A 19,023-nucleotide genomic window follows, 5' to 3' on the forward strand; every position below is an offset into this window, starting at 1 on the left:
TTTTCGCGGCGCACTCTTGACTGTGCGCCGGATCATTCTCGGCCGTACGCCCCCGCTCCGCCAGCACTTCGAGACCGTTCCGGACACCGGGGCGCGGCCAGTTCGGCCCACACCGTCTTGCCCACGACCCGGTCCTTCACGCCCCATGCGGTCGTCAGCGCCCCGACCAGGTGCAGGCCGAACCCCGATTCCGCGCCGGGGCCGGAGGGCCTGACCTCCGGCCCGCGTTCCCCCCGCGCATCCGATACCTCGATACGGAGCGTGTCCACGAGGGCGACGAGCCTCAGCTCGAAGTCCCGTCCCGGTACGAGCCCGTGCAGCACCGCGTTGGCCGCAAGCTCGGACACGATCAGCGCGACGTCCCCGGAGAGCTCGCTCCCGTACGGGACGCCCCACGCGTCGAGTTGGTGCACAGCAAGTCGGCGGGCGAGCCGCGCGCCCCGTCGGGTGGCGCTGAAACGTTGGACGAACTCGGCGCCCGCAAGGGTGATTTCGGCGTTCATGTGACTCAGCGTGTCCGGTTGCTCGTACGCTGACCAGCAGTGACACCTCGACGCCGAGTAGCTGTACGGGCATGCCCGGTCGGCTGTACGGGTCGTCGGCCGTGACCGGGCGAAGAGAGAGCGGTGCGGGGCAGATGGCGAACGAAGGACGGCCGGAGCAGCCAGCCGAATCAGATGGGACGGCGCACCTCTTCAGGGCGCTGGGCAAACAGATCAAGGTGCTGCGCGAACGCGCGGGCCTGAGCCAGAAGGAACTGGGGCTCGCGGCCCACTGCGGGGAAGACTTGATCTCGGCGATGGAGCGGGGTGTGCGCACGCCCCAGCCCGACTTCCTGATCCGCGTTGACCCACTCCTCGGCGCGGGCGGGGTGCTGCGAGCCACCTCCGACGAGGTGCGGGAGGCGTTGGCGAAGGCACGAACCCGGCACCCCGACTGGTTCCGGGGCTTCGCGTGGATGGAGGCCGATTCCGTGGCACTCCACGAGTACAGCAACCAGGCAATTCCTGGCCTGCTCCAAACAGAGGAGTATGCGCGGGCAGTATTTACAAAGCGCCGACCTTTGCTGGACGAGCAAACCGTGGAGAAGCGCGTCTCGGACCGACTCGCCCGGCAACAGATCTTCGAGCGCTGGCCCCAGCCGACGTTCAGCTTCGTGATCGAGGAAGCAGTCATCCAACGCCCGCTTGGCGGACGAGCTGTCCACGCTGGCCAACTCCTCCGGATGAGCAAGATCAGCCGGATGCGAACGGTGGAGCTTCAGGTGATGCCCACTGATCGAGACGAACACCCTTCCATGGACGGCCCGTTCACCCTCTTGACCCCCAAGGGCCGAAGCGAGGTTGCGTACACAGAGGTCCAGGGGCATGCCCGGCTCATCACCGACCCGGACGAGGTCCGCCTGTTCAACGAGCGCTATGGAATCATGCGAGCGCAGGCTCTCACCCCGAGGGAGTCCCTGACGCTGATTGAGAAGATGCTGGGAGAGCAATGAACACCGAGCAGCTCCGCTGGTTCAAGAGCAGCTATAGCGGCGGCGAGGGCGGAACCTGCGTCGAGGTCGCCTACGACTGGCGCAAGTCCAGCTACAGCAGCGGCGAGGGCGGCGCCTGCATCGAGGTCGCTGCCTGCCCCACCACCGTCCACGTCCGCGACTCCAAGAACACCGAGGGCCCCCACCTCGACCTCGCCCCCGGCGCCTGGTCCGCGTTCGTCGCGTACGCGCAGCAGGGCTGATCGCCGCAGGTCCATGCACCCGCACCGGATCGCGACAGCCGCGACCCGGTGCGCCGCGACCCGGAGGACCGCGACGCGGCGGGCCCCGACGTAAAAAGGCTTTTAAAGGCTTTGGGAAGAAGAAACTTCCCCAACCCAACCCCTCCCCCAGCCACGTACAGGGGCCGGTCACTCACACGGGTGAGGTTCGCCAAGTGAGCTGGATTTCACAGGGGTTCGCTGGCATATGCTCGCCGCGACAACCCCCAGAAATGTGTCGGCCCCCGGACGGGACTGCGAATCCCACGCCGAGGGCCTGACCACCAAGGAAGTTAGGGCTTCCCGATGGATACACAGCAGGTTAGCGCGACCCCGCGCGCGCCGTCTCCCGTTCGCGGTGGCGCCGCACCGACGTCCGGTGTCAGGCACATCAACACCCGGCACACCAGCCGCTTCACCGTCATCGGCAACCACCTCGCCCAGCACCGCGAGCTGTCCCTGCTCGCGATCGGGCTCTCGACGTACATCCAGTCGCTGCCCGCCGGGGCGCGGATCGGCATCAAGACGCTCTCCGAGCGGTTTCCCGACAGCGAGGCCCGTATCGCCGCCGCGTTACGCGAGCTGGAAGCGCACGGCTACCTGAGCCGCACCCGAGAGCGGCTGCCCAACGGGCGGGTCGTCACGCGTACTTGCTCCTACAACCAGCCGAACGGCGCCCCGCAGCGGCACCCTGCCCCGGCCCCCACGCCCAAGCCGCGCCGCCAGCCGCCCGCACCGGCACTGGCACCGGCACCGGCACCGACACCCGCGCCCGCCCTCACGGCCGCAACGCCCACGCCCCCTCCCCCGCCGCTCCCCCAGCCCCGCAACCCGCTCCCCCAGTACCTCCGCGCCGCCACCGCGCTGCTCACCGATCTCCACCGGCACGCGGCCGCGATCACGCTCACCGAGAAGGAGGTCGTCCTCCTCGCCCCCGCCGCCGCGACCTGGTTCGAGCGGGGTGCCACGCCCGCCGCTCTCCGGCACGCCCTCACCGACGATCTGCCCCAGCCCCTCAAGCGCCCCGCCAAGCTGCTCCGGTACCGGCTCACCGCTCTCGTCCCGCCCCCGCCGACCCCGGATCACCCCACCGTCCTGTTCCAGAACTGCGACCGCTGCGACCGGGCCTTCCGCGCCGCCACCCCGGGCGACTGCCGCGAATGCCGCGAAGAAGCGGCCGACGATCCGTACGCCCCGCTCTCTATCCTGAGCGGATGATCACTGCTCCCGAACTCGTCATATTCGACTGCGACGGCGTGCTCGTCGACAGCGAACGGATCGCCGTGCGCGTCCAGGTCCAGGTGGGCGCCGAGCTGGGATGGCCGCTGACGGCGGAGGAGGTCGTCGAGAAGTTCGTGGGGCGGTCGAACAAGTCCATCGGCGAACTGGTCGAAGCGGTCCTGCCCGGCGCTTCCGCCGCCTGGCAACAGCGCTTCGATGCCCTCCACCGCGACGCCGTCGAGACCGAGCTCGTCGCGGTGGAGGGCATCCACGAAGCGCTGGCCGCACTCACTCTCCCCACTTGCGTGGCGTCCAGCGGCAGCCACGAGAAGATGCGCCACACCCTGGGCCACACCGGGCTCTACGCGCACTTCGAGGGGCGCATCTTCAGCGCCACCGAGGTCGCACGCGGAAAGCCCGCCCCCGATCTCTTTCTGCACGCGGCCCGGCGGATGGGCGTCGAACCCGCCGCCTGCGTGGTCGTCGAGGACAGCAAGTACGGCGTGCAGGCCGCCCGTTCAGCCGGAATGCGGGCATTCGGCTTCGCGGGCGGACTGACTCCGGCGCACTGGCTGGAAGGGCCGGACACCGTGGTCTTCGACGACATGCGCAAGCTGCCGTCGCTGCTGTCCGGGAGCTGATGGCTCGCGGGGTTTCAGGCCGTCACCACTCGTCGCGGCCGATCACCCGGAAGCTGCCCGCGACGCCGTTGTTGATGAACACGCCACCTTGGACGTCGGGGGTCACGACACCGTAGGTGCTGCCGTAGGGGCCGACCGTGGCGACCGGGGCACCGCCGTCACAGGCGAACCCCCGGAAGACCTCGACCGCGTGCCGGCTGTTGTTGGTGATGCTGAAGCTGCTCGACCCCAGACCGCTGGCCGCGGGGACGCAGCCCCCCGGGTAGGCGGAGTACTCCCGTTCGTTGAAGTAGATCCTCTCCTCCCCCCTCCGGTCGTAGCCGCCACCGCGCCCGCCCCGGCCGCCGCCCTCGTCGCCGTACCCGCCCCGGCCGCCGCCCTCGTCGCCGTACCCGCCCCGGCCGCCGCCCTTGTCGTCGCGCCCGCGGTCGCCCGCCTGGTCGTCGCCCCCCTCGTCGCGCCCTCCGCGGTCGCCGGCCTGGTCGTCGCCGCCCTTGTCCCCCTTGTCCTCCTCGCCCACCGTTCCGAGGGGGGCCGGTGCGGGGGCGGCCTGCCGGGCGGGCGGGGCGGCCTGGTGTACGGGCTGCTCGGCCCGCGCGGCGGCCGGTTCGGGCTGGGTGGATCCGTCAGTCGCATAGGTGATACCGGTGGCAAGGGCCGCTGCGCCGACTACGGCGGCCGCCACGGCGAAGGTACGCGAGGGCATGTCACTTCTCTCCGTCTCAGAGACGTCGGCCGGACGGCCAACCTGCGGCGAACGTACCGACGGGCCCCATACCTGTCATTTCGGGCGAGCCCAGGGCGTGACGCCACAGGACCGGTCGGGTACAAAGAAGGGATTCCACGCATATCCATACCGATGCCGATGCCGATGCCGATGCCGGTATCGGTGCCGGTGCCGGTGCCGGTGCCGGCACCGATGCCACTGTCCGGGATCTCAGCGTTCCGGAGCCGGGCCGGGCGTCAGCAGTTGCGGACCGACCAGACGGGGCTCCAGCCGATGGGGCTCTGCTCGCGGGCGGTGCTCTTCCGCAGCACGTTCCCGCTGCTTCCGTAGAACGTGGAGACCGTGCCCTTGGTCTGGTTGTTGTCGAAGAAGCCGTCGCCCTCGAAGTTGGACAGGGCGTACTTGTTGCAGGGCTTGAGGAAGAACACCTTCCACTGGTTCTTGGTGTAGTCCCACACGCTCAGGCACAGGTTCTCGTACGCGCACTGCGAGGGCGTGCCGTCGGGGTAGTACTTGTACGGCGCGGCCGGCGAGATGGACGGCGACACCGCGGCGATGCTGTTGGTCGACGTGTCGGCCTGGGCGGGGGCGGCGACGACGCCCAGGGCGATCGCCGAGGCCAGTGCGGTGGCTGCGCCGAGTGCAGAGAATGTGACGCGCATCTGGGTGAACTCCTCCTGTTGGCGGCCGAGTCGACGGCCGGCTCCCGTGCGGTTCACCAGCAGTCTGGGGCGGCGGGAGAACGGTGCGCGCGTCGTTTTGGGTCCAGCCAAATCGTCGGTCAGCAGCCGGCGAGCAGGCGGCGGCCCAGGGGTGTCGCCGCGTGCCGGACCCGCTTGCCGTCACGGCGGCTGGCGACGAGTCCGCCCTCGCGCAGTACGGCCAGCTGCTGGCTGACGCTCGGCAGCGACAGGCCGGTCGCCTCGGCCAGCTCGGAGGTGGAGGCGCAGGCCCGCACGGCCGTCTCGTACAGGAGCGCGGCGCGGGCCGGGCCCAGTAATCGGGCCAGCGAGCCCGGGGAGGCGTCGGGCTGGGCGGTCGTACGGTCGACCGGGTGGATGAGCACCGGCCGCAGCCCGTCGTCCGCCAGGGTGATCGGCTGCCGCCAGCAGAAGTACGAGGGGACCAGGAGCAGCCCCCGGCCGTCCAGGTACAGATCGCGCTCGACGGGATAGCTGACGGTCAGTACGGGCGGCTCCCAGGCCGCCATCGGCCGCAGGCTGCTCAGCAGCGCCCGTGTCCCGCCGTCCACCAGGGCGCGGGTGCGCAGGGCGGTGTCGGCGGCGGTGGCCGCGCCGATGTGGTTCCACAGCGGGGCGATGAACTCCTGGTGGTACGTACGCAGGTTGTCGCCCAGGGCTGTGAGTGCCGTGGTGTCGCCCCGGGCCAGCTCCGAGCCTGCCCAGGGCCGTCCGCCGCCCGCCGTCAGCAGGGCCAGTTCGTGGCGGAGGCGGTGTTTCGGGGTCGCGAGGACCCGGTCGATGCCCGAGCGGAGGTCCTCGGGTCCGTCCTCGGCGGACGGAGTGAGGAAGTCCGGGAAGTACGCGGCGCGCGGCACCAGACTGCGCAGCGCCGACGCCGCGTCCCGGGCCGCTCCGCCCCGGCGGAGCAGTCCGCCGGCCGCCTGGCGCCACGGGTCGAAGGCGAGCGCGCCCTCACGGTTCTGCAGGCGGCACAGGCTGCACACGATCTCCCAGAGCGGGTCGGGCCTGCGTGCGATGCGGACGTTCTCCAGGTCCTTGCCCGTGAAGTGGATACGCAGCATGGCTTCCCCCCGTTGGCCACCGACGCTCGACGAAAAGCGTGGCACGCACGGGGCTCCGGGCCACGGCGGCGCGACCGGCCTCGGCGAAGGCCGGGGGATTCCGGCAGCCCCGCGATTCGTGCGGCGGGATCCGGTCGGCCGGGCCCCGCCGCACGCGACTCACCGAGGGTCTCTGCCGGGAGTGAGCCGACTACTCCACGAAACGCCAGGTGACGTCGATCGAACCCTGATCGGGGGAGGCAAGCGCCTCGTATGCGCCGGGTGTCAGATCGAGGTCATGCCTGCCCGCACCCGGGCTCTGGTCAACGACCGTCGCGGTGATGGACTTTCCGTCGTGCGTGATCTCGATCTTCTTGCCGCAGGAGGGAGACGGGTATCCGGATCCGAACACGCTGGCGTCGATCGCAACAGCGAAGTCACTGTCCGTGGTGACGATGCCGCACGCCGTCAGTCCGGGGTGGTAGAACGTCGCGCGCCCGTGGTTGCCGCTCGACGGCGGCTCCGTGGGCGGCCCCGATGTCCGGCCCGGCTCCGGGGGTGTCGCCTTGCCCTGGTCCGGGGGCGGGGTCGTCGTCTGGCCCGGCTCCGGGGGCGGTGCCGTCGTCCTGCTCTGATCCGGGGGCGTCGTTGTGGTCCTGCCCGGTTCCGGGGCGAGAGTGGAACTCGGCGACCCGGTCTGGGTCGAGCCGGGTTCCGGTTGTCCTGAAGTGCTCGACGCCGAGACGGGTATGTCGGTGTCCTCCGAGGCGGAGGCGGTGGCGACGATCACGGCGGCGGAGCCGACGGCCAGTAAGGCGGCCGCGGCGATTTTGGCGATCTTGGCTCTCAACGTGCCCTCTCTGAATGTCACATTCCGGACGGCGCGTATGCGAGGCATTCGTGGCGGGGGGTGCCATGAAGTTTCCTCGCGACCGCGCCGCTGCGATCGTCGGCCCACGGGGGCTGACGATCGCAGCGGCGCCATGATGACCGGTCCCGCTGATGCTCTACTGACGCTCCGCTGTCGCCGGGCCCGGCATTCGGCTCAACTGCGTCAGCGGGCAACCGCCTTGGTCGCCTTGCTGGTCGCGGTACCACTGGCGTGGCCGGTGCGGCGGGCGGTCACCTTGACGGTGATCTTCTTGCCGCGCTGGGCGGACTTGAGCGTCAGCGAGGACTTGGTCGCGCCGGAGATCGCCTTGCCGTTCGCGTACCACTGGTAGCCGTACGAGGTCGGGGTGGGCGTCCAGGTGCCGTGTGCGGCCTTGAGGGTGCGGCCCACCTTCACGGTGCCGGAGATCGTGGGCTGCTTGGTGGCCTTCGGCGCGCTGCCCTTGGCGACCTTCACCGAGGCGGGCGTCACGGAACCGTCGGTGTGACCGGTGCGGTGGGCCGTGACGGTGATGGTGAGGTACTTGCCGAGCAGCGACGCCGGGACGGTGTACGTCGATGCCGTGGCGCCCTTGATGGCCTTGCCGTCGGCCTTCCACTGATAGCCGTAGGAGGTGGCGGCAGGCGTCCAGCTGCCGTTCGTGGTGGTCAGCTTGGCGCCGACCTTCACGGTGCCGGTGATCTTCGGGGCGGTCGTCGCCCTGGGCGCCGCGCCCTTGGCGACCGTGAGCGCCGCGGAGGTGGCCGGGACGTCCGCCGTGCCGGTGCGGCGGGCCGTGACGGTGACCGTGAGCTTCTTGCCGAGCAGCGACGCCGGGACCGTGTACGTGGACGCGGTGGCGCCGGTCACCGGCTTGCCGTCGGCGTTCCACTGGTAGGTGTACGAGGCCGGGTCGGGGGCCCAGGTGCCGGTGGACGCGGTGAGGCGGTCGCCGACGCGGGCGGTGGTTCCGATGGCCGGCGGTGCGCTGTTCCTGAGCGAGGCCGGTGTGACCTCGAAGGAGCCGATCCCGTAAGCCCAGTTGACGTGGGTGATGACACTGAGGGACCAGGTGCCGACGGTGGCCCCGGTCAGGTCGAGGACGGCCGTCAGGGTCTTCCGGTCCGCCGAGACCTCGACGGTGGTCGATTCGATGACCTTGCCGGCGAGCTGGATCCGTACCTTGTCGTCCTTGTGCAGGGATGTGCCGGTCACCCGGACCGTGACCTTGCCGTCGGCGGTCCCGGTTGTCGGGGAGACCGACCCGACGCTCGCCTTCACCGTGCCGCAGATGTTGGACGAGCAGACCGCCTCGGCCTTGTACGAGGTCTTCGACGCCTTCTCCGGCAGCGACAGGACCAGAATGCTCGGGGTGGGCTCTGCGGAGTACGGCTCGTTCACGGCGCACTCGTAGCCGGAGGGAATGAAGCGCATGCAGCCGTTGTCGAGGCTCGCGTCGTACAGCGCGGGCACCGCGGTCTCGGTGGCGCCCGTGGTGTCGCTGATCGCCATGTCGAGCCGGTCCCGGTACGCCGTGGGCAGCGCGGCGCAGACGGCGGTGTGCTGCTCGTCGAGGGTGCCGGTGATCGGGCCGTACCCGTAGGCGATGCTCGCGGCCTTCTCGCACTCTGCGGCCGGTCCGTCGGCACCGGCGATGCGCAGGGCGTCGAAGCGGTACGAGTCGGCGGCCTCCAGGCCCGTCCGGACGGTGACCAGGACCTGGTAGTGGGTGGAACCGGTGACGGCGCACGCCTGGTTCTTGTTGCAGAGGGCGGTGCCGTCGGCGTCGTACACCACTGCGTTCGCGGTGCCGAGCTCGTCACGGACGTCGATGTGCAGGGTGTCCTTGGCGTCGGCGGTGGTGACCTGGCGGCAGCGCAGCTCGCCGGGGGCGCCCATGGTGCCGCCGGCGGACGGGCCGCCGACCTTCGTCGCCGGGTTCGGGGTGCAGCCCTTGGCGGTCGCGGTGACGTCGCGGCGGGTCAGGGTGTAGTCGGCGGCCGTGTCACGGCCGGTGACGAGCACGGTGTGGGCGACACCGGGGGCCAGCGCACAGGTCGTCCAGCCGGAGAGGGTCGAGTAGATCGAGCAGACCCGCTTGCCGTGGGGGTCCAGGACGGTGAAATCGGCGGTGGACGTGGTGCCGGGTGCCGCCTGGAGCTGGAGATTCTCCTGGGCTCCGTGGTCGTCGGCCGGGATGCTCAGGCAGCGCGAGAAGACACCGTCACCGGTGGAGAACCGGGCGGCCGGGCTCGTCGCGGTGAAGTCCCCCGCCGGGATGGCGGGGCAGTCGCTCGCCACGTCGGTGCGGTGCAGGGCGAGGGCGTACGGGCCGGTCGGCTCCGACGAGTCGCCGGTGGAGACCAGAGCACGGAACGGAGCCTTGCCGGTCAGTGCGCATGTGCCGGCCGACAGGTCGGTCCGGTCGCACCGCTGGGCGCCGTCGGCGTCGACGACGGTCACTTCGGGGCGCGGCGCCGGCCCGTTGAGGGCCTTCAGCACGGCCAGGCGGGCGTCCGCGGGAAGCGGCAGGGAGAGGCAGTCGATCTCGCCTGCCGCAGTGAACGTGCCCTGGTAGAGGCCGAGTTCGACTGGCTCGCACCCGGTGGTGGCGGAGCTGTCGAGGATGAGAGTCGGGTGGTCGGTGAAGACGGTGTAGTCACCGGCGGCGGAAAGGCCGCAGTAGCCGTCCCAGGTGGCGCAGACGGTCTTGCCGTCCCGGTCGTACACGGCGAGCGTCGAACGGGTGCCGTCGCTGACGGAGTACACGTTGTAGCGTCCGGCGGCCGGGGCCGTGAACGTCTTGCAGCCGCTGGCCGGGTCCGCGGTCGTGGGCGCGGAGTTGTACGCGCTCAGGGGGACGTGGGTGCAGCCGGCCGGGGCCGAGATGCGGCGGACGGTGAGGGTGTACTCGGCGGGGAAGCCGTTCTCGGCCTCGGTGACCTGCGAGAGGACCCGGTAGGGGCCGTCGCCGGGCAGTACGCACCCCTCGCTGTCGTCCTCGTTGAAGCGGGGGCAGATCCGGGCGCCGGTCTCGTCGGTGATCCACGACAGGCTCCCGCCGGACGCGGTCGTCCTGATGTCGTGGGTGATCCGCTCGCCCGGCTTGCCGTTGAACGGCTGGCACTGGATGGCGGTCGGCCCGGCGGCCGAGCCGACGACGGGGGCGGTGTCCCAGGCGGTGCCGATCTCCGGGGCGCAGCCCTCGGTGGTGGCGAGCGGGACGACGGCGACGGTGGGCTTGCTCGTGTCGAACGCGTTGTTCGTCAGCCGGAGCGTGAATTCGCCCGCGCGGGGCAGTCGGCACCAGCCGGCGCCCCACTGGGAGTCGTAGCAGTTGATCTCCGTGTCGCCGTCGAAGACATGGGCGTATGTGCTCGCGTCGGCGCCGCCGACGACCACGACCTTGTGCAGCCCGGCAGCTCCGGCAGTGATCGTGAAGCAGACCGTGCTGTCGCCCGGGATCGTCGGCCTGCCCTCCGCCGGGGCGGCCTCACCGAAGCCGGAGAGCGGCAGGGCGGCACAGTCCTCGTCCGCCGTGGCATCGGCCGATGTCGCCGCGGGGGCGTACGCCTGGGCGGCGCTCGCGGGCAGCAGCGACGAGAGCAGGACCGACAGTACGAGCAACAGTGTGGCGTAAGCCGCCGTAGCGGCCGATCTCCCGGATCTCGCCGCCGTGCGTGGGTGGTTGGGCATTCCGTTCCCCCCGGACCGGTGAGGTGTGCGCTTCTGCCGGGGGCTTCATGGACGACGCGCGAGCGCGCGAACGCGGGACGGCCCGGGACACAAGCGAGATGTGTGCGACTCGTAAAGATGAGCGCACGCGATCATCGCACACGTGTCCAGGGCCACCCCAGGAATTTTGGTTCCGGTCGTGGGCTACTTGCCCAGCACCGCCTTCATCACGGTCTTTGCGATCGGCGCGCCCAGCCGGCCACCGGAGATGTCGGACCGGGAGATGTCCATGGCCGTCGGGTCGATGAACACCGCGACCGCCACCGACTTCCCGCCGGACTTGCCGTACGAGACGAACCAGCCGTACGGCACCTCGTCGTTCACGTTCACACCGCGCTGCGCCGTACCGGTCTTGCCGCCGACCGTGACGCCGTCGATCAGGGCGCGCTGGGCGCTGCCCTCCTTGGCGGTGAACTCCATCATTTCCTGGACCTTCTTCGCCGTCTCCTCGGACACGGCCTGGCTCTTGAGCTTCGGCTCGTTCTTCTCCAGGACCGACAGGTCGGGGCCGCGCAGTTCGTCCACGATGTACGGCTGCATCAGCTTGCCGTCGTTGGCGAGCGCGGCCGTCACCATCGCCATCTGCATCGGCGTACTGGTGAGGCTGCCCTGCCCCATGCCCGTCAGCGCGGTCCCGGGCTTGTCGAGTTCGCTCGGGTAGAGGCTCTTGGTGGCGAGCATGTCGCCGAACTCGTCGGAGTAGACATCGGCGTTGAAGCCGAACTTCTCCGCGGTCTCCCGCATCTTCTCGGCGCCGACCTTGGACGCCGCGTCGAGGAAGACGTTGTTGCAGGAGTACTGCATCGCGGTCTTCATGGACGCCTTGTTGCACACCGCGTCGCCCGCCTCGCTGCCGATCTTGTTCCTGGAGAGCGGCAGGGGGTACGGGGAGACCGCGTCGGACCGGGCGTCGACATCGGTGACCACGCCGTTCTCCAGGGCCGCGGCCGCCGTGAGGATCTTGAACGTCGAACCGGGCGGGAAGGTCTCCCGCAGCGGGCGGTTGGCCAGCGGCTTGCTCTTGTCCTTCACGAGCGCCTGGAACCTGTCCCCCTCCTTGAACGAGTTCCCGGCGAAGACGGACGGGTCGTACGAGGGGGTGGAGACGAGGGCCAGGACCTTCCCCGTCTCCGGTTCCAGCGCGACGACCGCGCCCCGCGCGCCGAGGTCGGTCAGTCCCTTGTAGCCGGCCTTCTGCGCCTTCGCGTCGATCGTGGTGATCACATCGCCGCCGCGCCGCGGCTCGCCGGTGATGACGTCCTTGGCGTGCCGGAAGGCGAAGCGGTCGTCCTGGCCGCTGAGGATGCTGTCGTACGTCTTCTCCAGGAGGGACATGCCCTGCGACTGGGAGGCGTATCCGGTGACGGGGGCGTACATCGGGCCCTGTTCGAAGGTCCGCTTGTACTTGAAGTCCGTTCCGTCGACCGCCTTGGAGCCGGTGATCGCGTCGCTGCCCACGATGATGTCACCGCGCGGGGTGGCGAACTGGGTGATCTTGACCCGGCGGTTCTTCTCATGCGTGGCCAGGGGCTCGCTCTGGAAGTACTGGAGCCAGTTCGCCCGCAGCAGCAGCGCCATCACCAGCAGCCCGCAGAATATGGCTATGTGCCGCAGCGGCCTGTTCATCCTGATCCACTCCCGTAACTCACGTGTTCACGCGCCCGCGGGCGGTTCGGCCCTTAGCTCGTAAAGATGCTGATTCCGGGCGGATGGTTGCGCCCGCAACCACTCAGAGGTACTGAGCGTAGGCGTCGAGCGCCCGCAGTACTTCCGGCTCGCTCGCCGGGGGCAGTTGCAGGACGACCTCATCGATGCCCAGGTCCGCGTAGTGTGCCAGCTTGCCCGCGTTCGGGAGGACGGCGTACGGGACGATCTGGAGGTGCTTGGGGTCGCGGCCCGCCGCGTCCCAGGCCGCGCGGAGCTTCGGGACGGACTCGGTCAGGCCCCGGCCGCCGATGGGGAGCCAGCCGTCGGAGTACTCGGCGATGTGGGCGAACAGCTTCGGGCCCGCCGCGCCGCCGATCATGGTGCGGGGTCCGTTCACCGGGCCGCGCGGCTCCTGGGCCGGCTTCGGGTACGCGTGGCTGGCCCGGACCGATCCGAACTCGCCCTTGTAAGCGGTGGGTTCGTCCGCCCACAGGGCGCGCATCTGGGCCATCCGGTCGCGGACCAGGTCGCGGCGGGACGGCCAGTCGACGCCGTGGTCGGCGGCCTCCTCGACGTTCCAGCCGTAGCCGATGCCCAGGGTGAACCGGCCGCCGGAGAGGTGGTCGAGGGTGGCGATCTGCTTGGCCAGGTCGATCGGGTCGTGCTGGGCGACGAGCGTGATGCCGGTGCCCAGGGTCAGGCGTTCGGTGACGGCGGCGGCCTGGGCGAGGGCGACGAAGGGGTCGAGGGTGCGGCCGTACTCGGGCGGGAGTTCGCCGCCCGCCGGGTAGGGGGTGTCCCTGCTCACCGGGATGTGGGTGTGCTCGGGCAGGTAGAGCCCGCCGAAGCCGCGCTGTTCGAGTTCGCGGGCGAGCCGCAGCGGCGTGATCGTCTCGTCGGTGAGGAAGATCGTTGTGGCGATCCGCATCTGAGGACACCTCCGTCGTGATCCGGTGAGGGACGAGAACCCAACGTATGCCGTGCGGTGCGGAAAGCCGAGCTTCCGGGCTCCCGGGGTTCGGGGCTTGCGGGGGTTCCGGGCTTTTGGGCTTTTGGGCTTCCGGAAGGGGCTGCGGGAGGCGAGGAGTCGGTGGGCCGGTCCGGTCAGGTCCACCGGCGTTCTTCCGTGGTTCACCGCCGGCCGCCAGGGTGTCGGGTGCGTGTCATTCCTCGCCACCCGCGACACCCACGACACCCGGGGAGCCCCTCTCATGTCCGGATCACACTCCGCTCACGGCCACCCGATGGCCAGGCGCGGCCTTCTCGTCGGTACGGCCGCCACCGCTCTAACGTTGGGCACTGTGAGCTTCGCCGACGCCACCACCGCCTCGAACGAAGGCGACGAGGACACCAGGACCGTGCGCGGAACCCTGACCACCGGGTCGCCGGACTTCGTGTACCTGCCGGTCGAAGTGCCGCGCGGGGTACGGGAGATCGCTGTCTCGTACACGTACGAGAAGACCCCCGTACCGGCCGGGACGCAGGGCAACGCCCTCGACATCGGCATCTTCGACGAACGCGGCACCGCACTCGGCGGGCGCGGGTTCCGGGGCTGGTCCGGCGGGGCGCGCGGCAGCTTCTTCATCCGGGCGGACGAGGCGACGCCCGGCTACATCGCGGGGCCGGTGCGGGCCGGTACGTGGAACATCGCGCTCGGCCCCTACACCGTGGCGCCCGAGGGGCTGCCGTACGAGGTGACGGTCACCCTGCGGTTCGGGCCCGCCGGGTCCACGCCGGAGCCGGTGTATCCGCCGGAGCGGGCGAAGGGGCGCGGGCGGGCCTGGTACCGCGGTGACTGCCATCTGCACTCCGTGCACTCGGACGGCAGGCGCACCCCCGCCGAGATCGCCGCCGCCGCCCGCGCGGCCGGGCTCGACTTCATCAACAGCAGCGAACACAACACGTACTCCGCGCACGGGGCGTGGGACGGGCTGTGGGGCGAGGACCTGCTCGTCCTCACCGGCGAGGAGATCACCACCCGCAACGGGCACGTGCTCGCGGTGGCCACCGATCCGGGCACGTTCGTGGACTGGCGCTACCGGGCCCGCGACAACCGGTTCGGGCACTACGCGAAGGCCGTGCGCCGGGCCGGCGGCCTGGTCGTGCCCGCCCATCCGCACGCCACCTGCATCGGCTGCCACTGGAAGTTCGGCTTCGGCGAGGCGGACGCGGTGGAGGTATGGAACGGGGCGTACACCCCGGAGGACGAGATCGCCCTCGCCGAGTGGGACAACTCCCTGGTCGCCGCGGTCCGTTGGTCGAAGCCGTGGGTGGCGGCGATGGGCAACAGCGACGCGCACCGGGAGCCGGACGTGGTGGGGCTGCCGCAGACCGTCGTCCTCGCCGACGAGCTGTCGCGCGAGGCGGTCGTGGCGGGCATCCGGGCCGGGCACTCGTACATCGCGGAGTCGTCCGCCGTCTCGCTCTCCTTCGGTGTCTCGGGCGGGCGCGGAGAGCACGCGGGGATCGGTGAGCGGCTGCGGGTGGACGGGGACGACACCCCGGTCACCGTGCGGCTGGAGGTGACCGGGGCGCCCGGCTGCACCGTGCACTTCGTCACCGACCAGGGCACGCTGTTCACGGCCGGGCTGCCCGCGTCGGGCACCGGGGCGGTGCAATGGCGTACGACTCCGGCCTACGCCGCCTACGTACGGGCCGAGGTCCGGCATCCGGCGACGGTGCCGGGGCTGCCGGGGGCCCTGGCGGCGCTCACCAATCCGGTGTTCCTGGAGGGGCGTTAGGGGGTGTCCGGTGGATCATTGAATCAGTCACGGCAGTCGTAAGCCGTGACCTTCGACGTAGGGTGAGCTCTTTCGGAGGGCAGGGCGGTGTTCACTGACAGCCGAGACCGGCCCGGGGCCCGTGCGGTCCGCCGGACGGCTCAGCTCTCCGTTCCACATGCGCACTCATCCGTCCACCTCACGTCCGACCGGCCGCGTCCATGTGCGGCCCGCCCCCCGCCGCCGGCCGTTCTTCAGGATCAGGAGTCCTCGGCCTTGACCAGTGTCAGGGTGATCGGCCCGTCCACGTCCGGCTGCAGGTACACCTTCTTCGAACTCACCGTCCAGAGCTGAATGTCGCTCATCCCGTCGGGTTCGGGTTCCAGATACACGAAGTTCGAGGGGGTGGGATCCCAGGCGCCGCCGAAGTCGCCGAGGGGGGCGGTACTCCCAACGATCCCCAGATCGTCCTGGGAGAAGCCGACGGCGGAGAACCGACCGCCCGCCTCCAAGCGGATCTCCGCACCCGTGTCGTCATTCCGGTACACCCCGGGCAGGTCGCCCGGGTCGACATGGACCGGGCCCAGACCCACACACCCCGATACGAGAACCGTCATCAGTGCGCCCAGCACAGCGACGAAGCCGCTCCTCCCCATCCCTCGCGCCGTCTTCATGTCGACCTGCGTGTCCACACACTTCTCCCCCCGGATCAGGCAGCGGGATTGCCACCCCCACAACCCATTTGAACACGCTCAAAAATTCGGTGTACAACTGGCCCCTGGTACGGCTTCGTGGGGTTGAGCGGCGCGGGTTCCTCGTCGTTCTGGCTGGGGGAGGTGGCCGATCACGTCCCTGTGGGCGCTGGCCAGCCCATGAGGTGATCAAGGGGCGGGAATGAGCCATCTGAACATTGCAAGGTCGAGTGCTATACGCACTCGGGCTGGCTCAAGGGCCCGGGCGTCGGCCCTTGCGCAGGGCGCCGTCCAGGAGGGGGAGCAGGCGGTCCCAGTGGAGCTTCAGACCGGCGGCGCTGAAGGCGTCGGTGTCGGACATGGTGAAGCCGTGGACGGTGCCGGGGTAGACCTCGCAGGTGTGGCCTAGGCCTGCGGCGTCCAGGGCCTCGTCGAGCTCGCCGACGGCCTCGGGCGGCAGGTCGTCGGCGAGGCCGAGGTGGACCCGGGCGGTGAGTCCGGGGATGACGCGGTGCGGGCTGTCGGGCCCGTCGGTGACGACGAAGCCGGGATGGAAGCCGGCGACGGCGGCCACCCGGTCGGGGCGGGCCGCCGCGGTGCGCAGCGCCAGGGCGGCGCCCATGCAGTAGCCGACCACGGCGACCGGTCCGGCGTCGGCCTCGGGCCGGGCGGAGAGGAAGCCGAGGTAGGCGTCGGCGTCGCGCAGGGACCGTTCGACGGTGTGTTCCCGGAGCAGCGGCATCAGCCGGTCGATGACCTCGGGCCGGACCTCTTCCCCGATGTACTCGGGAAGTTCGACCACCGGTGCCGGACCGTGCCGGTAAAGGAGGTTGGGGACGAGCACGCAGTAGCCGTGCCCGGCCAGCTCGCGGGCCTTGTCCTGCATCTCGGGCCGCAGGCCGAAGGCGTCCGCGTACATCAGCACCCCCGGGTGCCGCCCGCCGTCGTCGGGGAACGCCGCGAAGGCGTCGGCCCGGCCGTCAGGGGTGGGGATCTGCAGCGTCTTGGCGGAAACGATGGGAATGGCGGGAATGGCGGGTCTTCCTTCCTGGAGTTCGCCAACTTCCGTTAGTCGCACTAACAGTGTCGGCACGGGCGAACGTATATCGTTAGCCTGACTAACGCAATGGGTAGGATGGGTGCCATGACCGGGCCCGAGACCGAAGCCGAAGCCTCAGCCGCAGGCATGTCCGAAGACGGCGCGTCCACGACGCCCGACAGGCTGCGCCTGCGGGCGAGCCGGCTGCTGTCGCAGCTGTCCACGCGGTCGGACCGGCTGATCACCGAGGGGCTGGCCGGGGCCGACGCGCGCAAGTGGCACTACGCGGTGCTCGCCTCGTTGCAGGATCACGGACCGGCCAGCCAGGCGACGCTGAGCCGGCGCACCGGCATCTACCGCAGCGACATGGTCGGCGTGCTCAACGAACTGGCCGAGCGCAAGCTCCTCGAACGGGCGCCGGACCCCGCCGACCAGCGCCGCAACATCATCACGATCTCCCCGCAGGGCCGCCGTCACCTGCGCCGCCTCGACCAGGTCCTGGACGAGCTCCACGACGAACTGCTCGCGCCGCTGAGCCCGGCCGAACGCGACCAGTTCGTACGGTTGCTGACCCGTCTGCTGGACCACCACAGCCGGACCGACTGAACGCCCGACCCCTGTCAGGCGTTCACGATCGCCCCGCCGGGCTCCCGTTCCGGCTCCGGCGCTTTCGCGGCACGGACACGGCGGGACGGGGCGGTCAGTACGCCGAGGCAGGCGATGACCAGTGCGATGCCGGTCCAGCCGAGGGCCGGCAGGTGTTCGCCCACCACCAGCACCGCGAAGACCGCCGCCACGGCGGGCTCCAGCAGGGACAGGGTCGTCGCGGTGCTGACCGGGATCCGGGACAGGCCGTAGCCGAACAGGACGTACCCGGTGAACATCGGCACCAGCGCCATGTAGATCCCGACGCCCGCGTTCGTCCAGGAGGCGACCAGCGGCGCCCCGGTGGCCAGCAGCACCGGTACGAGCAGCAGCCCGCCGAGGCCGAACACCGCGCCCATGGCCGCCCGCGAGGTGACGCCCCGGGTGATGAGGCGGTGCGCCGCCCACGCGTACACGGCGTACGTCAGGCCCGCGACCAGCCCGAGCAGCACGCCGACGACGGTCCGCCGGGCGGAGCCGGTGCCCGGTCCGGCACCGGCCTGCGCGGCCTCGGCCGCGCAGAGCAGCACCGTGCCGGCCAGCCCGAGGGCGGCCCCCGCCAGCCATCTCCGGGACAGGCTCCGGCCGTCCGCGAACCGCTCGATCAGGGCCGACGCCAGCGGGGCCGAGCCGATGGAGACGACCGTCCCGACCGCGACCCCGGCCAGATGCATGGAGGTGTAGAACGCGAGCGGATACAGCGCCACGCCCGCTCCCCCGACGAGCACGGTCCGCCACTGCGCCCGCAGCTCCGTGCGGGCCCCGGCGATGCGGCGCCCGGCCACCAGCGCCTGGAGCAGGCCGCCGAGCCCCATCGCCGCCGCGCCGATCGCCAGCGGGCCCACCTGGGGCGCGAAGGTCGCGGCGGTGCCCGTGGTGCCCCAGAGCACCGAGGCCAGCAGGACCGCGAGTGCGCCGAGGCCGGGTCCGGCGGTGTGCCGGGCCGCCGCCCCGGTCACAGGGCGCCCACCAGGGACGCCGCCAGGTCCCGGGCGCGCCGCATGCGCGTGCCGTCGCCTTCGAGGCCGGCGCGCACGATGGCCCCTTCGAGCAGGAAGGCCAGGTGCTCCGCCACGGACCGGACCTGCTCGTCACGGCCGGGCAGCAGCTCCTGGAGGTGGGCGGCGAGCAGGCCCTCGACCTGTTCCTTGTGGCGGCGGACCACGGCCCGGCCCTCGTGCCCGGTGGGCAGTTCGGCGGCCGCGTTGAGCAGGCCGCAGCCCCGGAAACCGTGCTCGTAGGCGAAATCGGCATGGTCGGCGTAGGCATCGAAGACGGCCAGCACGGACGCCGCCGGTCCCTGCGCTTCGGCCAGGCGCCGCCGGTAGAGGTCGAGCCACTCCTCGTGCCTGGCCCGGAGGTAGGCACAGACCAGGTCGGCCTTGGAGTCGAAGTTGTTGTAGAGGCTCATCTTCGCGACGCCGGCCTCGGCCGTGATCGTGTCGATGCCCGTCGCCGCCACGCCGTCCGCGTAGAACCGGCGCGCGGCGGCGTCGAGAATCCGCCCGCGCGCCGCGCCGCGCCGCCGCTTCACCGGCTGCTTTTCCTCGGGCTTCGCCTCGCCCATGCCGCCCACCTCCTGATTA

Annotated in this window: 18 protein-coding genes; 6 read left to right on the forward strand and 12 right to left on the reverse strand. The window is 70.9% G+C overall.

Annotated features, from left to right (window positions below):
• Positions 1-32: 32 nt before the first annotated feature.
• Positions 33-503, reverse strand: a complete 471-nt coding sequence (locus ACFYY1_RS15830) for an ATP-binding protein (protein ID WP_388585235.1) — start codon at positions 501-503, stop codon at positions 33-35.
• Positions 504-637: 134 nt separating this feature from the next.
• Here ACFYY1_RS15830 and ACFYY1_RS15835 point away from each other — a divergent pair, with 134 nt between their 5' ends.
• From ACFYY1_RS15835 to ACFYY1_RS15850, 4 genes are all read left to right on the forward strand, one after another.
• Positions 638-1,495 (forward strand): Scr1 family TA system antitoxin-like transcriptional regulator, encoded by an 858-nt coding sequence (locus ACFYY1_RS15835; protein WP_388585238.1) that lies wholly within the window; start codon positions 638-640, stop codon positions 1,493-1,495.
• Positions 1,492-1,737 (forward strand): DUF397 domain-containing protein, encoded by a 246-nt coding sequence (locus tag ACFYY1_RS15840; protein ID WP_388585240.1) that lies wholly within the window; start codon positions 1,492-1,494, stop codon positions 1,735-1,737. The genes ACFYY1_RS15835 and ACFYY1_RS15840 overlap by 4 nt, the downstream gene beginning before the upstream one ends.
• 324 nt (positions 1,738-2,061) lie before the next feature.
• Positions 2,062-2,973, forward strand: a complete 912-nt coding sequence (locus tag ACFYY1_RS15845) for a helix-turn-helix domain-containing protein (protein WP_388585243.1) — start codon at positions 2,062-2,064, stop codon at positions 2,971-2,973.
• Complete coding sequence (locus ACFYY1_RS15850) at positions 2,970-3,617, forward strand: HAD family hydrolase (protein WP_388585245.1); 648 nt, start codon at positions 2,970-2,972, stop codon at positions 3,615-3,617. The genes ACFYY1_RS15845 and ACFYY1_RS15850 overlap by 4 nt, the downstream gene beginning before the upstream one ends.
• 22 nt (positions 3,618-3,639) lie before the next feature.
• Here ACFYY1_RS15850 and ACFYY1_RS15855 read toward each other — a convergent pair whose 3' ends face one another.
• The 7 genes from ACFYY1_RS15855 to ACFYY1_RS15885 all read right to left on the reverse strand — a co-directional run bounded on the left by ACFYY1_RS15855 (position 3,640) and on the right by ACFYY1_RS15885 (position 13,269).
• Positions 3,640-4,323, reverse strand: a complete 684-nt coding sequence (locus ACFYY1_RS15855) for a hypothetical protein (RefSeq protein ID WP_388585247.1) — start codon at positions 4,321-4,323, stop codon at positions 3,640-3,642.
• Between the two features lie 257 nt (positions 4,324-4,580).
• Positions 4,581-5,006, reverse strand: a complete 426-nt coding sequence (locus ACFYY1_RS15860; protein ID WP_388585249.1) for a hypothetical protein — start codon at positions 5,004-5,006, stop codon at positions 4,581-4,583.
• Between the two features lie 119 nt (positions 5,007-5,125).
• A complete protein-coding gene (locus tag ACFYY1_RS15865) occupies positions 5,126-6,109 on the reverse strand; it encodes a helix-turn-helix domain-containing protein (RefSeq protein WP_388585252.1) in 984 nt (327 codons plus the stop codon).
• Positions 6,110-6,299: 190 nt separating this feature from the next.
• Positions 6,300-6,938, reverse strand: coding sequence for an RlpA-like double-psi beta-barrel domain-containing protein (locus tag ACFYY1_RS15870; RefSeq protein WP_388585254.1), 639 nt, complete (start codon positions 6,936-6,938; stop codon positions 6,300-6,302).
• 204 nt (positions 6,939-7,142) lie between these two features.
• Positions 7,143-10,655 carry a hypothetical protein gene (locus tag ACFYY1_RS15875; protein WP_388585257.1) on the reverse strand — a complete coding sequence of 1,171 codons (3,513 nt, stop codon included), beginning with the start codon at positions 10,653-10,655 and terminating at the stop codon, positions 7,143-7,145.
• Between the two features lie 183 nt (positions 10,656-10,838).
• A complete protein-coding gene (locus ACFYY1_RS15880) occupies positions 10,839-12,320 on the reverse strand; it encodes a peptidoglycan D,D-transpeptidase FtsI family protein (protein WP_388585260.1) in 1,482 nt (493 codons plus the stop codon).
• 103 nt (positions 12,321-12,423) lie between these two features.
• Entirely contained in the window at positions 12,424-13,269 is an 846-nt protein-coding gene (locus tag ACFYY1_RS15885; RefSeq protein WP_388585262.1) for an LLM class F420-dependent oxidoreductase, read from the reverse strand.
• A 316-nt stretch (positions 13,270-13,585) separates the two neighbouring features.
• Between ACFYY1_RS15885 and ACFYY1_RS15890 the strand changes: the two genes are divergently transcribed.
• Positions 13,586-15,082 carry a CehA/McbA family metallohydrolase gene (locus ACFYY1_RS15890; protein ID WP_388585522.1) on the forward strand — a complete coding sequence of 499 codons (1,497 nt, stop codon included), beginning with the start codon at positions 13,586-13,588 and terminating at the stop codon, positions 15,080-15,082.
• A gap of 239 nt (positions 15,083-15,321) precedes the next feature.
• Here ACFYY1_RS15890 and ACFYY1_RS15895 read toward each other — a convergent pair whose 3' ends face one another.
• Both ACFYY1_RS15895 and ACFYY1_RS15900 read right to left on the reverse strand, forming a co-directional pair.
• Positions 15,322-15,753: a hypothetical protein gene (locus tag ACFYY1_RS15895; RefSeq protein WP_388585264.1), complete on the reverse strand. Its 432-nt coding sequence runs from the start codon at positions 15,751-15,753 to the stop codon at positions 15,322-15,324.
• A gap of 253 nt (positions 15,754-16,006) precedes the next feature.
• Positions 16,007-16,771: a dienelactone hydrolase family protein gene (locus ACFYY1_RS15900; RefSeq protein WP_388585523.1), complete on the reverse strand. Its 765-nt coding sequence runs from the start codon at positions 16,769-16,771 to the stop codon at positions 16,007-16,009.
• A gap of 117 nt (positions 16,772-16,888) precedes the next feature.
• On the opposite strand from ACFYY1_RS15900, the gene ACFYY1_RS15905 reads away from it, so the two are divergent.
• Entirely contained in the window at positions 16,889-17,398 is a 510-nt protein-coding gene (locus ACFYY1_RS15905) for a MarR family winged helix-turn-helix transcriptional regulator (RefSeq protein ID WP_388585266.1), read from the forward strand.
• Positions 17,399-17,412: 14 nt separating this feature from the next.
• On the opposite strand, the gene ACFYY1_RS15910 is transcribed toward ACFYY1_RS15905, so the two are convergent.
• Together ACFYY1_RS15910 and ACFYY1_RS15915 are read right to left on the reverse strand one after the other, a co-directional pair.
• Entirely contained in the window at positions 17,413-18,396 is a 984-nt protein-coding gene (locus ACFYY1_RS15910; protein ID WP_388585268.1) for a DMT family transporter, read from the reverse strand.
• The gene (locus tag ACFYY1_RS15915) at positions 18,393-19,004 is read right to left on the reverse strand and encodes a TetR/AcrR family transcriptional regulator (RefSeq protein ID WP_388585271.1); all 612 of its coding nucleotides are present in this window, start codon (positions 19,002-19,004) and stop codon (positions 18,393-18,395) included. Before ACFYY1_RS15915 ends, ACFYY1_RS15910 begins: the two co-directional genes overlap by 4 nt.
• Positions 19,005-19,023: the final 19 nt, after the last annotated feature.

The sequence above is a fragment of the Streptomyces sp. NPDC001890 genome, assembly GCF_042891445.1.
Lineage (GTDB): Bacteria > Actinomycetota > Actinomycetes > Streptomycetales > Streptomycetaceae > Streptomyces.